The sequence below is a fragment of the Algoriphagus sp. genome (assembly GCF_039969895.1).
Lineage (GTDB): Bacteria > Bacteroidota > Bacteroidia > Cytophagales > Cyclobacteriaceae > Algoriphagus.
The window spans coordinates 672,081-688,283 of the sequence record NZ_JBDVMZ010000012.1; the positions used below are offsets into that span (position 1 = coordinate 672,081).

At 42.0% G+C, this 16,203-nt stretch carries 9 protein-coding genes; 5 read left to right on the forward strand and 4 right to left on the reverse strand.

Annotated features, from left to right (window positions below; genetic code table 11):
* Positions 1-36 precede the first annotated feature (36 nt).
* On the forward strand, positions 37-1,224 hold the full coding sequence (locus ABJH64_RS09100; RefSeq protein WP_348274359.1) for a DUF4105 domain-containing protein: 1,188 nt from the start codon (positions 37-39) through the stop codon (positions 1,222-1,224).
* A gap of 134 nt (positions 1,225-1,358) precedes the next feature.
* On the opposite strand, the gene ABJH64_RS09105 is transcribed toward ABJH64_RS09100, so the two are convergent.
* Complete coding sequence (locus tag ABJH64_RS09105; protein ID WP_348274360.1) at positions 1,359-1,490, reverse strand: hypothetical protein; 132 nt, start codon at positions 1,488-1,490, stop codon at positions 1,359-1,361.
* 35 nt (positions 1,491-1,525) lie between these two features.
* Between ABJH64_RS09105 and uvrB the strand changes: the two genes are divergently transcribed.
* Both uvrB and ABJH64_RS09115 read left to right on the forward strand, forming a co-directional pair.
* The gene (gene uvrB / locus ABJH64_RS09110) at positions 1,526-3,568 is read left to right on the forward strand and encodes an excinuclease ABC subunit UvrB (protein ID WP_348274361.1); all 2,043 of its coding nucleotides are present in this window, start codon (positions 1,526-1,528) and stop codon (positions 3,566-3,568) included.
* A gap of 27 nt (positions 3,569-3,595) precedes the next feature.
* Positions 3,596-4,231 carry an ATP-binding protein gene (locus ABJH64_RS09115; RefSeq protein ID WP_348274362.1) on the forward strand — a complete coding sequence of 212 codons (636 nt, stop codon included), beginning with the start codon at positions 3,596-3,598 and terminating at the stop codon, positions 4,229-4,231.
* Between the two features lie 177 nt (positions 4,232-4,408).
* Here the strand turns inward: ABJH64_RS09115 and ABJH64_RS09120 are convergent, their stop codons facing one another.
* Positions 4,409-5,341, reverse strand: a complete 933-nt coding sequence (locus ABJH64_RS09120) for a pyridoxal-phosphate dependent enzyme (protein WP_348274363.1) — start codon at positions 5,339-5,341, stop codon at positions 4,409-4,411.
* Between the two features lie 64 nt (positions 5,342-5,405).
* Here ABJH64_RS09120 and ABJH64_RS09125 point away from each other — a divergent pair, with 64 nt between their 5' ends.
* Together ABJH64_RS09125 and ABJH64_RS09130 are read left to right on the forward strand one after the other, a co-directional pair.
* The gene (locus ABJH64_RS09125) at positions 5,406-6,434 is read left to right on the forward strand and encodes an RluA family pseudouridine synthase (RefSeq protein ID WP_348274369.1); all 1,029 of its coding nucleotides are present in this window, start codon (positions 5,406-5,408) and stop codon (positions 6,432-6,434) included.
* A 1,098-nt stretch (positions 6,435-7,532) separates the two neighbouring features.
* Positions 7,533-11,888 (forward strand): hypothetical protein, encoded by a 4,356-nt coding sequence (locus tag ABJH64_RS09130; RefSeq protein ID WP_348274364.1) that lies wholly within the window; start codon positions 7,533-7,535, stop codon positions 11,886-11,888.
* Between the two features lie 203 nt (positions 11,889-12,091).
* On the opposite strand, the gene ABJH64_RS09135 is transcribed toward ABJH64_RS09130, so the two are convergent.
* Complete coding sequence (locus tag ABJH64_RS09135; RefSeq protein WP_348274365.1) at positions 12,092-13,705, reverse strand: hypothetical protein; 1,614 nt, start codon at positions 13,703-13,705, stop codon at positions 12,092-12,094.
* A 195-nt stretch (positions 13,706-13,900) separates the two neighbouring features.
* Positions 13,901-15,970 (reverse strand): T9SS type A sorting domain-containing protein, encoded by a 2,070-nt coding sequence (locus ABJH64_RS09140; protein ID WP_348274366.1) that lies wholly within the window; start codon positions 15,968-15,970, stop codon positions 13,901-13,903.
* Between the last annotated feature and the right edge of the window lie 233 nt (positions 15,971-16,203).

The window sequence follows — 16,203 nt, forward strand, 5'->3', positions numbered from 1 at the left end:
AAAGTATTTTGAAAAAGCGTTTATTAAATTAGTAAAATGGATTTTAAAAAAATAGTGATTAGTGTATTTTTTTTACTGACTGTCAGTGGTTTACACGTTTTAAACGCCCAGCAATACCAGATCTCGCTCTTAACCTGTGACCCCGGAGAGATGATCTACAGTTCCTTTGGGCATAGTGGGATTCGGGTCACCGAACTGACTACAGGCCGGGATGTGGTCTATAACTACGGCACCTTTGACTTTGGCGCACCGAATTTCGTCCTGAACTTTGCCACCGGCAGACTGGACTACTTTCTCTCGGTCTCTACCTTTGATCGCTTTATCGCTGAGTACGACTACTTCCAGCGCTCGGTGCGGGAGCAGGTGCTCGATCTGAGTGAGCAGCAGAAGCTGGATCTGGTCGCCTTTCTGGAGACCAATTATTTGCCGGAGAATCGAGCCTACCGCTATGATTTCTTCTTTGACAACTGTGCTACCCGGGTGCGGGATGCATTGGCTACGGTGCTGGGTGAGCAGCTGGTCTGGAATGATGCCGTTCGTGAGCCGGTGGAGCTGACCTTTCGTGAGCTGATAGATGAGATGGTGTATTACATGACTTGGTCTGATCTGGGAATAGATTTGGCACTTGGGGCTAGGCTGGACAGAGATGCCACGCCGCTGGAAGAGCAGTTTCTGCCTAAGTATGTGGAGGGAGCCTTTGGTCGCGCGAGCATCCAAGGCGATGGGCCTACTCGTCCACTGGTAGGAGAAAGTCGTGTTATTTTAGACTTTGCCAAGCCAGCCGGTACTTTCGATGCGATCAATCCGTATTGGTTATTTTGGGTTGTAGCGTTTATTTTCACTGCCATTACCTTTATAGGATTCAAGAAGAACAAGTTATTTATCGGATTTGATGTGGTGTTTTTCGGACTCCTGGGACTCATCGGGATCGTGATTTTCCTGCTTTGGATAGGTTCGGATATCCCTTCTACCAAGTACAATTGGAATATTCTCTGGGCTTTTCCAGGGCACTTGGTATTGGCGGTAGTGTTGCTGAGAAAAACCATCAGCCCATGGGTATTAAAATACTTGCTTTTTGCGCTGGTGATAGCAGATATCGCGGTGGTTTTTTGGATTATGGGATTGCAGTCATTTCACCCAAGCTTGATCCCATTGCTTCTAGTGGTGATCCTCCGAACTAACTATTTATATTATAACCTCGGGAAGTTTAAGCCGGTGAGTTGAGTTTGAGAAGTTATACTTCGTTACCCTTCTCAGATGGATTGGTGGGTAGGTAATGCCGATCAGTCTAATAGAAGTTTAAGGCCCTTCGATTTTGAATTGTTCTAGTAGGTGCTGAATAGGAAGTTCAACTTCGCTCAGCCTGACTCAGCTCTTGCAGTTTTGCCGATTTCGTCAGTTCCATCGAAGGCTAGCGCTAGCTTTGCGGAGCTAAGTCTAATCCTAGCTTCCAATTTTGGGATAATTTCTTTCCATCCAAACTTTTGCATAGGGGATTGGTGTTGGGTATTTTCGGACGAAGCTTATGGAATTCAAACTTACCTCAGAATATCAACCCACCGGGGATCAGCCCCAAGCGATCAAACAGCTCACCGATGGTATCAATGCCGGTGAAGAAGCGCAGGTTCTACTTGGAGTCACTGGCTCGGGGAAGACCTTTACTGTCGCTAATCTTATCCAGCAAACACAAAAACCCACCTTAGTTCTCAGTCATAATAAAACTCTGGCGGCGCAGTTATACGGAGAGTTCAAGCAGTTTTTTCCAGAAAATTCCGTCGAATACTTCATTTCTTATTACGACTATTATCAGCCGGAGGCATTCATCCCTACCTCCGGTACCTACATAGAAAAAGATCTTTCCATCAACGAGGAGATAGAAAAGCTTCGTCTGAGTGCGACCTCAGCGTTGCTCACCGGAAGGAGAGATGTGATCGTGGTTGCGTCGGTTTCCTGTATTTATGGTATTGGCAACCCAGATGAGTTTGGGAAAAATGTCATACGGCTGCAGGAAGGTGACAGGATTCCCAGGAATCAGTTGCTCTTCAAGCTGGTGGATATCCTGTATAGCCGTACGCAACTTGACCTGACACATGGGACCTTTCGGGTGAAAGGTGACACGGTGGATATATTTGTAGCCTATGCCGACTGGGGGTATAGGATTTTCTTCTGGGGAGATGAGATTGAGGCGATTCAACGCTTTGATCCAGCGACAGGCAAAAAACTGAATGACGAAAAGATCATCTCTATTTTCCCTGCCAACCTATTCGTAACCGGAAAAGACACTTTGCAAACGGCCATCCATGAGATCCAATACGACATGGTGGATCAGGTTAATTTCTTTGAAAGAGAAGGTCGATTTGCTGAAGCAAAGCGGCTTCAAGAGCGAACGGAGTTTGATTTGGAGATGATGCGTGAATTGGGGTATTGTTCTGGGGTGGAAAATTATTCCAGGTATTTCGATAGAAGAGCTCCTGGAGCAAGACCTTTCTGCTTATTAGATTACTTCCCTGATGATTTTCTTTTGGTGGTAGATGAAAGCCACGTCACCTTGCCTCAAATCCGCGCTATGTGGGGTGGAGATAGATCTAGAAAAGTTAATCTTGTGGACTTTGGCTTCCGACTTCCTTCCGCTTTGGATAATCGTCCGCTGAAGTTTGAGGAGTTTCAAGAGTTGACCAATCAGGCAGTGTATGTGTCAGCAACTCCTGCCGACTACGAATTGTCACTGACTGGAGGCGTGGTAGTGGAGCAGATTATCCGCCCTACAGGCCTATTGGACCCCACTATAGAAGTGCGGCCTAGCCAAAACCAGATTGATGATTTGCTGGAGGAAATAGACCAAACGATCCAAAGTGGCGCGAGAACTTTGGTCACTACCCTAACCAAGCGGATGGCAGAAGAGCTTCAGAAATTCCTGGAAAGAGCGGGAGTGAAGTCACGCTACATACACTCAGAGGTAAAGACGCTGGATCGAGTGGAGATTTTGCGGGAGTTGCGCTTGGGGATTTTCGATGTGCTAGTAGGAGTCAACTTACTGCGGGAAGGTTTGGATTTGCCGGAGGTTTCTTTGGTAGCGATCTTGGATGCGGACAAGGAAGGCTTTTTGAGAAATGAGCGGAGTTTGGTACAGACCATAGGCCGAGCGGCTCGAAATTCCGAAGGCCGGGTAATCATGTACGCAGACAAAATCACCAACTCAATGCAGTTGGCGATCGATGAGACGAGGAGAAGGCGGGCACTGCAAATAGCCTATAATGAGGAGCATGGAATCACGCCAACTACGGTGGTCAAGTCGCACGATAAGATAATGGGACAAACCAAAGTGGCTGATTCAAAGAAAAATGCGAAGTTCTATGCGGAACCTATGCCGGGCGAAGAAAGTATGGCAGCCGATCCGGTGGTACAGTACCTAAGCAAGGACAAGCTGGAGAAATTGATTCAGCAAACCCAAAAGCAAATGGAGAAGGCAGCCAAGGAACTCAATTTCATGGAGGCGGCAAGGCTTCGGGACGAGTGGCAGTCTCAGAAATCCAGATTGGATCAGTTGAACCGAGGTGTTAACAAATAGGATTGACCTATCTAAAATTTAGTACAAATGACGCTGCAAGAGGTGAAGCTGCTCGCTGCAAGAGGCGAGGGCCTGAGGATAGAATTCAAGAAGAAGGCCACTTATCCTGAGAAAATTGTCCGTGAGTTGATCGCATTTGCCAATACTTCAGGCGGATATTTGCTGATCGGAGTGGATGATGACGGAACTGTCAGCGGGCAGCGGTACATCGAGGAAGAAGTTTTTGTCATGGAAAAAGCGATCAAGCAGTTTATTTTTCCACCCTTGGAATACGAAGTCATATCATTAAAAATCAATGAAAAGAAAGGCGTAGCCGTTTTTAAAATTCCAGTTAGTCCGCAGCGACCTCACTATTTGAAGGAGAAAGATCGTAAGCAAGCTTATATTCGTGTGGAGGATAGATCAGTGCAGGCGAGCAGGGAAGTTTGGGAGATTTTGAGAAGAGGAAAAAATCCGAGAGATATGGTTTTTACATATGGTGCCAAAGAAGAGATCTTGATGAAAGCCTTGGCAGAATCTGATAAAATAACTTTGAAGGACTTTGCCAAGCTTGCCAAATTACCTAGGTTTTTGGCTTCGAAGACGCTGGTTCGTTTGACATTAGCTAATGTACTTCAGATTCACCCTCAGGAATCGGAGGATTTTTTTACACTGAAGGGGTAGGGTGCAGCTATTGCAGCTATTCGGGGTTTGTATTCCTGCATCTCAAATCATAGGATTTTCAATCTGAATCTAAGGCTTCAGTCCATTTTTTAGATTAGATCACAGGCAAGTAGCACAAAGCGAAAAGCTAGACTTATAGATAGGGTGGATTACAAATCCACGGGTTTATTCTCATGACTACATATCCCGAGGAGCTTGCGGTGGCAATTCAATTCCTGTCCTTTCTGTAAAACCAATATTTCCTTGCAATCCACCCGTGTGGATCATTAGAATTTTTGAGCCTTTGGGGAAAAAGCCCTGCTGAATCAAGTCCCAAAGGCCATAAGCCATCTTTCCGGTATAAATAGGATCTAACACTAACCCAAAATTTTCATAAAACCACCAGATGAATTCGATAAGCTCTTTCCTGTATTTGGCGTAGCCCCCAAAGTGGTAATTTGTAAAAATCTCCAGTGAGCGAGGATTGCTCAGTTGCTGTACCTTAAGGAGTTCGGATATTTCCTGGCGAATGAACTCCCCTTTAAGAGAAGAAAATCCTATTATCTGCTGATTCGCAGAAAGTGAAGAAAAAATTCCCGCGAATGTTCCTCCGGTACCGATGGAAGTACAAATATGAGTGAATTGCTTATCGCTCGAATCCAAAATTTCCTGGGTGCCTTTGATTGCTAACTCATTGGTTCCACCTTCTGGAATCAAATAGAAATCTCCAAATTTTTCATTTATCTGATTAAGGAAATCTGCTGTGGCTTTTTCTCTATAGCTTTTTCTATCAATAAAATGAAGCTGCATGCCACGCTGCTCCGCATGAGCCAGGGTGGCATTTAATGGCTCAATTTTTTCACCTCGTATGATTCCAATTGATTCAAGGCTTTCAGCTTTTGCCGCTTCGGCAGTGGCATAAATATGATTGGAAAAAGCCCCTCCAAATGTTAATACGCTATGCTTTCCTTCTATTTTGGCTTGCTCTAGGTTGTATTTAAGTTTGAAAAATTTGTTTCCCGAAACCTCAGTATGTACTAAATCCAGCCGTTTAATGGCCAATTTGATTCCTTTTTGAGAGAGAATAGGGTGATTTAGCGAATTGACAGGAACGGAGTTTGGGAGAAGCATTAGCAGTGCTTTTTTGCGGGGTAGCCAAAGTTACCTCATATAACCCTATTTTTGCAGCATGAGTATGCAAGAAGACGAAGATTTCGAGTACGAAGAGGTAGAGCTTTATGAACATTTTAAGTTCATCATAGACAAGGGCCAGACTCCTATTAGGATCGATAAATTTTTGACAGGCAAGATCGCTTTTGCCACTAGGAATAAAATACAACAAGCCATAGATGCTGGAGCCATTCAGGTAAATGGGGAGTCTATCAAGGGGAGCTATAAGGTAAAGCCACTTGACGATATCCGCGTGATGATGGGCAAGCCACCCCGGGACACAGAAGTGGAACCGGAGGATATTTCGCTCGATTTTGTATATGAAGATCAGCATTTGCTTGTAGTGAACAAGCCTGCGGGGATGGTTGTGCATCCTGCCCATGGAAACTGGACAGGAACTCTGGTCAATGGATTGGTACATCATTTTCAGAATTTGCCCGAAATGAAAGGAAATGAAGGCCGCCCAGGCTTGGTCCACAGAATAGACAAGGATACGTCGGGTTTACTGGTGATTGCTAAAGCCGAAGAGGTGATGACTCATCTCGCCAAGCAATTTTTTCACCATACCATTGAACGGACTTATTTGGCTTTGGTATGGGGAGAGCCGGAAGAGGACTCGGGTACCATCACTGGCCATGTAGGGCGAAGTGCCAAAAACCGCAAAATCATGGATGTGTATCCAGACGGAAGTCAGGGCAAACATGCAGTTACTCATTGGAAGGTACTGCAACGATTGAGGTATGTCTCACTGATCCAGTGCAACCTAGAAACGGGTCGTACACATCAGATCCGGGCGCACATGAAGTATTTAGGGCATCCGCTTTTCAACGATGCCATGTATGGCGGGGATAAAATCCGTAAGGGGACCCAATTTTCTAAGTATAAAACCTTTGTGCAAAATGCGTTTGAGTTGCTCCCACGACAAGCACTTCATGCAAAGTCACTCGGTTTTGTTCATCCTGTGACAAATGAAAAACTATATTTTGAAGCACCACTGGCTGAGGATTTCCAGTCAGCACTAGAGAAATGGGAGAATTATGTAAACTTCGAATAAAGACTTCTGTTAATAAATACTCAAAATTATGTCATTTTTAATACGAATTCACTAATGAAAAGCCTATTTATAGGCTTTTTTTGTAATATCGAGTTGTTTCATTGAAAAATAGTCAATAGGAGTACTGATTGTCTGATGAATTTTAACGATAATGTATTTATCAAACGATTTCATTAAAAATACTGCAAATATTCAGATTTATTTTTGAATTATTTGCAATAAATAAACCGACCTTCTATATTTGAAGCATACAAAGAGGGAAAACAAATGGTTTACTCTCAAAGCACTCAGAATACATTAAATTACACTACACTGTAGGATGTTGAAATTGGCAGACAAGCCCTCCTGTCTCGGGGGTGGAGGTCATAGGATAAAGCATTTAGCGAGCTCGTAAATTTGCCTAACTACTCCGTGGAGGTTCGAATCCTTCTCCTACAGCAGGTTATTTTGGGTTTATTGTTAATTGACTAAAACCATGAAATTTTGTTTCATGGTTTTTTTTATGTCCTTTCGGTTCTAGGTGTTCACTTTAATTTGGTACTATCCATTTTTGTCACAATATGATTTTGATTTTTTCACTTACGATCTATTAGTGATTTGTTAATTAGGTTGGCTGATTCGGGACCGATATTATCAAATATTTATTTTTATTCTGTTTAAATTATTTATAATGTAAAAAAAATAAATATTTCTTATAAATATTTTAATAAACCACAGGTATTTCTAATTTTGACCAATCGAAATTTAAGTTGGTTTCATCCAAGAGTTTGGAATACCATCTTGATTTCACTCTCAAACCTATTGAACCTTGGTTTTTTACCAAAACCAAAAGAAAGCTGGCAAAAGGCCAGTAGAAAAGTCATAACAATCTTGTAGGATGTTGAAATTGGCAGACAAGCCCTCCTGTCTCGGGGGTGGGGATCTGGTCTCGAGGCTTTCGAGATAAGGAGTGAATAAAGCGTAATTCTACCGGACTATTGCCTAACTACCCCGTGGAGGTTCGAATCCTTCTCCTACAGCATACAAAGCAGCACCTAAGTGCTGCTTTTTTCGTTTAGATTTGTACTTAAATGTCTATTTTAGACAAAAACCAACTAAATGGCCCAAGTGCATAAAGAGAAGCATTCTAAACATCCCTTCCGTAAGAAAATTCTGAGGTGGGTGATGTTCACTTTTCTGGCGTTACTTTTTTTAGAGTTTACGATCTATTTTGGGTCTAACCTGCTGCTCTCCAACTGGGCAAGGCGAAAAATCAATGAGGCGGCTAAGGATGTATATTCAGTAGATTTTAATCGGGTTAGATTTTCCCTCTTTCGTCGAGGAATCTTCATGGATGGAATAGTAATGAAGCCGCTTGGAGAGCGAAGACCTGATCAAACTCAGGCCATATTTGATTTGACGTTGGATCAACTGGCGCTGAAAAATCTCTGGTATGACTTCTCAGAAGAGATCTTATATGTAGGTAGGTTGGAGTTTGACAATCCAAATATCAGCATGGATTTGCCTCCGAAAAACTTGGTGAAAGAGGATGCTGACAGTGTAAAAACCGAATCACCGGTTAAGTCACTGGAGGATGAGTTGAAAAAGATTATAGATAAAATAAACTTTACCGGTGTATTTATCAGTGAGTTGGAGATAAATCATGCGGATTTATTCTTCTTGAATTTCCTTAGTCAGAATTCCCTGAAAGCCGAAAATACGCGATTACTAGTTCGGGATATTAACTGGACAAGTAGAGAAAAATGGACTACACCGTTCAACGCAAAGGGCTTTGAGTTTGATCTTGAAAATGTAAATTTCCCGCTCTCAGATGGCGTGCATGCTATTCAATCAGCAAAAGTCTTTGTAAGCTCTCTGGACAATACGATCCATATTTCGGACTTTAGCTTATATCCTGATAAAGCGACAGAAAGTAAAGCCTATTATAATGTGAAGCTTAGCGAGCTTCGTGTGGGAAATGTGGATTTGAATAAAGCATTTATGACCTCACAGGTCCTGATAGATGAAATTGTCCTCAACGATCCTAATTTCCTGGTAGAGGATAATAGCGAAAGTAAAAGAGATAGCACCGCCTCTGGTGATCTAAACGAACTGATAGAGGGGGTGCTGAAGTCCTTTGAAGTGCAGGAACTATCTGTGAATAATGGGCAATTCACCACCTACAACCTCGCTGACACACTCAAAAACAGAATTGATATCAAGAAACTTGATTTCAAGATGATTAATTTTTATTTGGGAGATGATGAATCCAGGAAGGCAAATCAGTTTTTCTATGGAGAAGAGGCTGCAATGGAAATAGAAAAAGCGGATCTGTACCTCTCAGATAATGTCCACGTCATCTACGGAGACCGGATGAGTGTCTCGTCCTTCAAAGATGAGATAATTATTGAAAATGTACGTGTGGAGCCTAGAGAGGAGTCATTGGGAAAAGGATTGACGGATCAAATAATGCGGATTTCTCTACCAAAGCTGACACTTTCGAAGGCCAACTTGAAGCGTCTGTACAATGAGGGGATTTTCAAAATTGATGAAATGCATATCCAATCTCCAAAGGTAGAAATCACGGAGATAAGTCAAAGTGAGCCAAGTGAGGGGAGAGTTCCTGTAAAGGAGCTTTTGCAAGGCTATATGAATGAACTGTCAATAGGCGTAATGGATCTGCGTGACGGAGAAGTTCAGTTCAAAAATGAAAAAGGAGTGCGAAGTGATGATGTTGGCTTCGAGAAGTTTAGTCTTTTACTGGAGAAAGTTTTCCTGCAGCCTAACGCTACTAAAGATGTTCAAAACCAATTCTTGGCGGAGGAGATGGTCTTGAGTCTGGATAAATATCGCTTGAAGCTGCGAGACAACCTGCATGAATTCATGGCCGATCGCGTGTTGATCGATTCAAAAAACTCTCTCGTGGAGGTAAAGAACTTTACACTTCGGCCTGAAAATCCTGACTCGACCCAGGCTATTTTAGATACCTATGGCAAATCAGTCATTCTCGATATCAGTGTGCCAGAGTTTAAAGTTCAAGGGATAGATTTGATGGCTGCGTATATGGATGAAAAACTCCTCATTAGGCAGATATTAGTACCCTCTCCTGTGGCTAAATTTACCAGGTTTAGAAAAGTGACTAATGGGAATTCACCTATACAGGTAGAATCAGCGGATGAGATTGAGGATTTGTTGACTTCCTATTTTTCTTCAATTCAGATAGACTCTATCAACTTCAGTGATGGGCAGGTTTTGTATGAGAATTTTGCCGGGAAGAAAGACCTTTACTTAAGTGAGGATAGTTTATCGCTTAGTTTGAAAGGGTTTTACCTTTCAAGAGGACAGATCAAAAATCCTGAAAGAACATTTTTCTCTGATGAGATTAATCTGGTATTGAGAAAGTATGATTTCAGTGTAGCTGGGGGAAACTATGAGGTGGACACTGATGGACTTCGGTTTAATTCTCGTTCAAAAACAATCGATATAGACAACCTAACCTTAAGTCCAAGCAAGTCTATTCAAAGTAAAATTGCGCTGTCATTGAAACTTCCAAGCGTCTCGCTGGAAGGAGTAGATATAGAGTCTTTTCTATTTCAGAATGAGCTCCAGCTTGATAAACTTGCAGTAGATGGTAGTGCGATTACATTAGAGATCAATAGGGATTATCAGAAAAAAGAATCTACAGAGCAAAACCAAGCGAGTGGTGCTAATGCGCTTCCCAAGGCTGTGGAGCTGGTCTCAATAGCCGCCATAATGGCTACCAAATCCAAATTAAACCTGAATTATCGAGTAGGGGAAGATGATTTTGAGTCCATTCAGACTGACTTTAACTTAGAGATAAGGGGGCTGAATCTAGACTCTACTGCCAATGCGCAGCAAGATATTGCCGGCCTATTTGATGCTGTTAACCTCACATTAAATGACTTTTCTTATGCGCTGCCCGACAGTATTCATACCATCAAATTCTCTAATCTCTTTGTGGACAATACGGCCTCGGAGACTATATTTTCGAATGTAGAAGTAATCCCTAACACGACTACTGGACATCCGGGTTCACCTATATTTTCCGCAAAAATAGATGAGTTGGGAGTGAAGAATAACAGTATTCGGGAGATTCAATCGACAGGGGTGTTTGATCTTACTCAGCTTAGGCTGCTGAACCCAAAAATTGAGGTCTATCTCGATACTGCAAGCAAACCTAGAAAAAGCAGACCGAAACCTGATTCATTAAACGCCGCAAAAGTGGGATTGATCGAAGCTGTGCTGCTTCAGGATATTCTTATCACCAATGGTGATATCGTGCTGATCAACAAGGAAACCGGTCAGATTCCACGATTGAAATTCAACCATGTGAACCTCGGCCTAGAAAGGTTGAATTTTGATTTGATGAGGAAGGGAGCTGAGTTGAGCCCTCAGTTGTTTTTCGAAAAAGACTTGAGCCTTTCCCTCACCAACTATCAAATCTATACTAAGGATAGTCTGAACAAATTGAATATTGGTAAAATAAAGTATTTAGATAACTCCCTTATACTGGAGCAGGTGCATTTCAAACCTGCGATGGGACGCTATGAGTTTTTGAGAAAGAAGGGGTATCAGGATAATGCTATGGATGCTTTTGTGGAAAAGATCCATTTTGAGGAAATAGACTTTGAAGAATTTTTCAAAAATAAAATTCTCAAAGCGCATGTGTTGAAAGTTGATGGTTTGGAGATGGATGTATTTAGGGACAAGAGAATTCCAATGAAAGAAGGCGTCATCAAGCCTATGCCGCAATATGTGATGTCCAATGCTCCCTTTGATTTGGATCTGGATTCTTTGATCATTCGCGATGGCTTGATTAGATACCAGGAGTTTGCGCCGGAAGCTATGCTTCCAGGTTCCATTAGCTTTGAAAAAGTGAATGCTTCTATAGCTCCTTTTGTATTACGAACCAGCTCGCAAGATTATCCATTGAAGTCCAGTATGCTCTTGGCAAAAGCCAAGTTGATGGGAGATGGAGATATTACTTTGAAAGCCGATATGAAGTTTGGAGCACCATATCCGATGGATGTGGACGTACAATTGGGGGAGTTTGATCTGACCAAGTTGAATAGAATGGTGTCACGTGGAGCATTTATTGGTATTGTGGAAGGAAAAGTTACAGATGGCAAGTGGCATTTTACGATCGATGATGATGTCGCAAAGGGAAAGATGAACTTCCGATATGAGGATTTGAAGTTAGAGTTTTTGGATTCATTGACGCTGGAAAGAGGGACTGGAAAGCTTGGATTTATGACCTTTCTGGCAAATACGATAACTAAGAAAAGTAATCCCAGAAAATTATTTAATAAGCGAGTGGTGTCTAGGGTTTATTTTGAGCGAGACAAGTCCAAGTTTATTTTTGGAGGCTGGTGGAGAGCTACCTTCAGTGGGTTGAAAGGAGCTGTAGGTCTAGGGCAGGCCAAAGCGCCAAAGAGAAAGGAAGAGGAGGAATAGCTGGAAAATACTTACTGCAGCTATGGTTACGCTAGTTCTGGAGTAAATAGGAGGAGTAGATGACTTTAATTCGGTTTTCTGATTGCCTCCTTTCAATCAACTTTTTCGGAGAGCCATTTTGAGAAACTATTCCTAAAATGGTAAAAGTAAAAAAGCCGACCATCAGAATGGGTCGGCTTTCAATTATAGGTGATTTGAGGTGATTATTTCAGCTTTCCTTCTGTATCCGTGTAATTTCCGATGATCTGAGCGCCACTGTTCACGGTCACAGTACCATAGACGGTTATTGTATTTCCATTTCCTAAAAACTCAAGAGTAGCTCCGCTATTTAGTTTCAAGTCACCATAAATAACTGTACTTCCTTGAAGCTGTAGTTTGGATTGGCTATTGATATTCAGGCTTGAATTTTTGCGGTATTGACCAAAGGCAAAAGAACCATTGACAGTCATGAGGCCATTGCTGTTGATGTTAAGATTTTGCTCAATGGCTAAAGACCCACAGAAAAGGAAAGTTCCGCCAATATTCACATTTTTCAACACTGTAGAACCTGCATAAGCAGCAGACTCATTTCCGTTTATGTTCAAATTAGAGTTTCCGCTGTAGCTTGGTAATCCTTCACAAGAAACGCCTGAAGGCTCCTCTGTCTTATTGATTTTCAAAATTTGAAGACCACCGGCTCCAGTCGCCACGAAGACAAATTCCTCTTCATTTCTTACAAAATTGGAAGAGCCGTCTAGATCTAAGACGCCAAATTGTTCGATCGCGGCAAGATCAGTCACGTCTGAAATAGAAATACCCGCTGCTCCATTGGCCATGAATAGTAATCCTTTATCAACGGATACCGCATTAGTTACGATATCTCCAGGTTCTACATCAATAGGATTGATGGGAATTGGGAGTTTTTGGATCAAAGTTCCGTCTGTCATTTTATAAATTCCAGCACCATTGCTGCCTTCCGAAACGTATAAATTCCCTTCGTTGATATCCAGGGTTCTTTTTGCGCCAGCTACATCTAAAGTCAAAGGAATATTGAATAGCTCTGATAGACTATTCGGATCCAACACATGAACCCCTGAGGAACCACTCAAAACAGCCAGTTTATCACTTCCAAAAGCGACAGCTCTTAGATCTTCCATTTCTGAGGCATTGCCTGGAGTTTGGCTAGCATCAAATAGGCCAATAACTCCATCATTTCCACTTGTAACAGCAGTGTTGGAATTTGTATTGGCTACATCTGTCGCCACAAAACCTGGCAATGAGGTGTAAACAAAATCCGATGTGAATTTACCTCCAGACACCGAAACGGTAATCAAATTGGCAGGCGAGGTGACATCGTCGTTTTGGTCGATATTGACTGCGGTGGCGAGGTAAAGCTTGCCGTTTTTGTATTCCAAAGCGCTGATATCTGTATCACTGAAGATGGCTTGTTCGGTGATTTTAGGGCTGTATATATTGGAAATATCGAAAATGTCAACTGCGCCTAAGTAAGTGTCCCCTTCAGTATTGTAAGAAACATAGGCATAGTCTCCATCAATATCAACATGAGTTGCTCTCAATGTCTGTCCATCAACGGTTGGCGCGTCCACCTGAGAAACTAAAATTAACGGGAGATCTGACGCTTCTTCCTGAATCCGTCCTTGTGGTGCATTCGGGTCAATAATGGCTACTACTCCGGCATTATCGAGTTTTACTCGAGCGGTGAGTGCTTCACTGTCTGAATTGATGGTGATAGCTCCATCATTTATTGGATCTGAGGTGTCGTTGCAAGAATAGAATGCAAGGACCAAGGCTAAGCCAAGTAAATACTTCTTTTTCATTGTTTTTAGGGGAAAATGGAGATGCATTTGATCTCAATGAATTTGCTTTTCAAATACGATAATTAGAATTTTATTTCGATTTTCACTTTTTTACACGAAATAAATAGCTATTAATGTGTGCAGTAAGCACAAATTTGAAATATTATTTTGGTTTTACGCAATAGAGAAGAAGGAAGTTTTCAAAGTTTTTCCTCGTTAGTCTCTGATCAGCTTGAGTTGCTGACGTTGATCTCCCCATGTTATATCCAGGATATAAAGGCCACTAGGAGAAGTTCTGATCCAATCTGAGACTATGGACGAGACCTGCTCCGGTGAGGAGGTGGAGAAGGACTGTGCCTGACCAAGACTATTGCTAAGTGTGATAAGTATCTTTTGATCTAGATAGCTTTCAGGTTTTAGGAGGTCAATGTTGATCTCTGTGCCACGAGCGCTAGGGTTGGGATAGGCTACCCAACTGTGCCTACTTTGGATAGCTTTCATCTGAATAGCTCGTGTTTTACTATAGCTGTATTTACCAGAGAAATCGACTTGTTTGAGTCTGTAGAAGATGTTGCCACCTGATATTGGGAGATCAGTATCATTAAAACTGTATTTCACAGGAATTTCAGAATACCCACTTCCATCCACTTGACCGATAGTTTCCCAATCCTTGACAGAATTGACAGCTCGTTCGATTTCAAAGTGGGAGTTTTCCCATTCTTTGGCTGTGGACCAGGAGAGTAGGGCGGAGTTAGTTGTTGGTTGATGGGTTGCGTTGAAAGAGAGGAATTCGACCGGCAGAACCCTACATCCTCCATAGTAGGCTGGTGAAGGAGCTACATTTATTCTAGGATCACTCGCATCAGTAGGGAAGCTTCCATTACAAATTTCAAAAATCGCGGTATTGTTGACATTGAGATTGCTATTTGCTCCTTTTGAAAAATCACCCTCCACCAGCACTGTAGAAGATGAGGAGCTATTCCAGGCAGTAGAAAAGTTATTGTCAAAAGTTAAATTTCCTTGCAATGTTAAGTTGGAGCTATTTCCCAAATTGACATTGGCACCTCCTCCCACGGAGGTATTTCCGGAAATAGTAGCCTCAGCGTTCGTATCCATTGTGAAAGTCGTACCAAAACCGGTTAACGATAGCGTTGAATTGAGTATCAAACTACTTGAATTAGTACTTCTCAGATCTGCTCCACCCCTAATGTTTACGGCACCTGTGACTTCTGTTTTTGAGCTGCCATTTAATTGCAAAACTGTCTGATTATTCATATCCAATTCGTCTCCTAAGGAGATTTCCGCGGTGCCATTTGCCGTAATGGACGATTGATTTGAAAGGCTTGTGTCATCAAAAACAGACAAAGATGATGCATTTGACAAGGTTAGTGAAGCCTGGTCTTCCATTTGCAAATCATCTTCTACTACTACGTTGGAATTGTTGGAAAGAAGTAGCCCCGCACCATTTGTCAGCGTCAGATCTCTTTCAATTGTAGCTTGTGCATCATCAGCCAGAGCCAGATCAAATTGATCCCTTATCTCCAGATCCCTACTTATAGTAAATGTAGAGTTATCGCTAAGACTAAGATTTCCTCCATTGGAAAGCGTAAGATCTCTAGCTGAAACGGTACTACTTCCTTCGAAAATCACAGTGGGTGTGTTTCCGGAAATGATTAAATCGCGAGCCGAATTAATACTTGAGGTACCTGCAAACAATACATTTACACCGTTCTGTATATTAAAGTCCTCATTGGTAGTGGTAAATGAGGTATTATTTAAGGCATTGAAAATTAAAGATCCATTTCCATTTACAGTTATTCTTCGGGCAGACATTTGAATATTTCCGTTAGATTCAAACTGGGCAGCTTCTGTTACTTCAAATCTTCTGGTAATCTCCACACGCAGATTTCCTGTAATATTTACATTCGAATTTCCGGCAATTGTAAAATCTCTTCCGATTTCCAGATTTCCAGCGCCTGAAAGCGTTAAAGATTTGTTCCCATATCCAGTAACTAACAAATCCCTATTGATAGATAGCGATCTTCCACTGGAGATGGCGATCGACACTAGATTATTGTTACCAATAGTTAGATCATTCGGTCCAGCTACGTTATGATTGATCACCACCGCTATCGGGCAAGGCCGATTGTTGGTTTGTACTGGAGGTGTGGAAGGGATAGGAGTTCCGCATCCAGCGGTATTGGTTATGGTCCAGGTAGATGCGGTATTCCAATTTCCATTGGAATTTGAAGTATAAGTCTGAGCCAATATCTTGTCTGAATGCAAAGTCTGAATAAGACTAAAAATTATAATAAGATATAGCGATACACTTTTCATTATTGAGGGCGCAAAATGAAATGCAGGTGAAATTTAAATTAAAAGAATGCGTAGGGGTGAGCTTTAGGTTTCTTTTTTAACCAATTCAATTACGTAATTGTTTAAGTGGTTGGTTTTTCGGAAAGTCTGAATTTCTTTGAGCAGGTCTTTTTAGAATATTGTATGTTGGATTATTTATCGAA

What these genes read in the sequence shown, in the direction of transcription:
- ABJH64_RS09100 (WP_348274359.1), top strand. Translation starts at nt 37, where the DNA reads ATGGATTTTAAAAAAATAGTGATTAGTGTATTTTTTTTACTGACTGTC.
- ABJH64_RS09105 (WP_348274360.1), bottom strand. Translation starts at nt 1,490, where the DNA reads ATGCAAAAGTTTGGATGGAAAGAAATTATCCCAAAATTGGAAGCTAGG.
- uvrB (WP_348274361.1), top strand. Translation starts at nt 1,526, where the DNA reads ATGGAATTCAAACTTACCTCAGAATATCAACCCACCGGGGATCAGCCC.
- ABJH64_RS09115 (WP_348274362.1), top strand. Translation starts at nt 3,596, where the DNA reads ATGACGCTGCAAGAGGTGAAGCTGCTCGCTGCAAGAGGCGAGGGCCTG.
- ABJH64_RS09120 (WP_348274363.1), bottom strand. Translation starts at nt 5,341, where the DNA reads ATGCTTCTCCCAAACTCCGTTCCTGTCAATTCGCTAAATCACCCTATT.
- ABJH64_RS09125 (WP_348274369.1), top strand. Translation starts at nt 5,406, where the DNA reads ATGCAAGAAGACGAAGATTTCGAGTACGAAGAGGTAGAGCTTTATGAA.
- ABJH64_RS09130 (WP_348274364.1), top strand. Translation starts at nt 7,533, where the DNA reads ATGGCCCAAGTGCATAAAGAGAAGCATTCTAAACATCCCTTCCGTAAG.
- ABJH64_RS09135 (WP_348274365.1), bottom strand. Translation starts at nt 13,705, where the DNA reads ATGAAAAAGAAGTATTTACTTGGCTTAGCCTTGGTCCTTGCATTCTAT.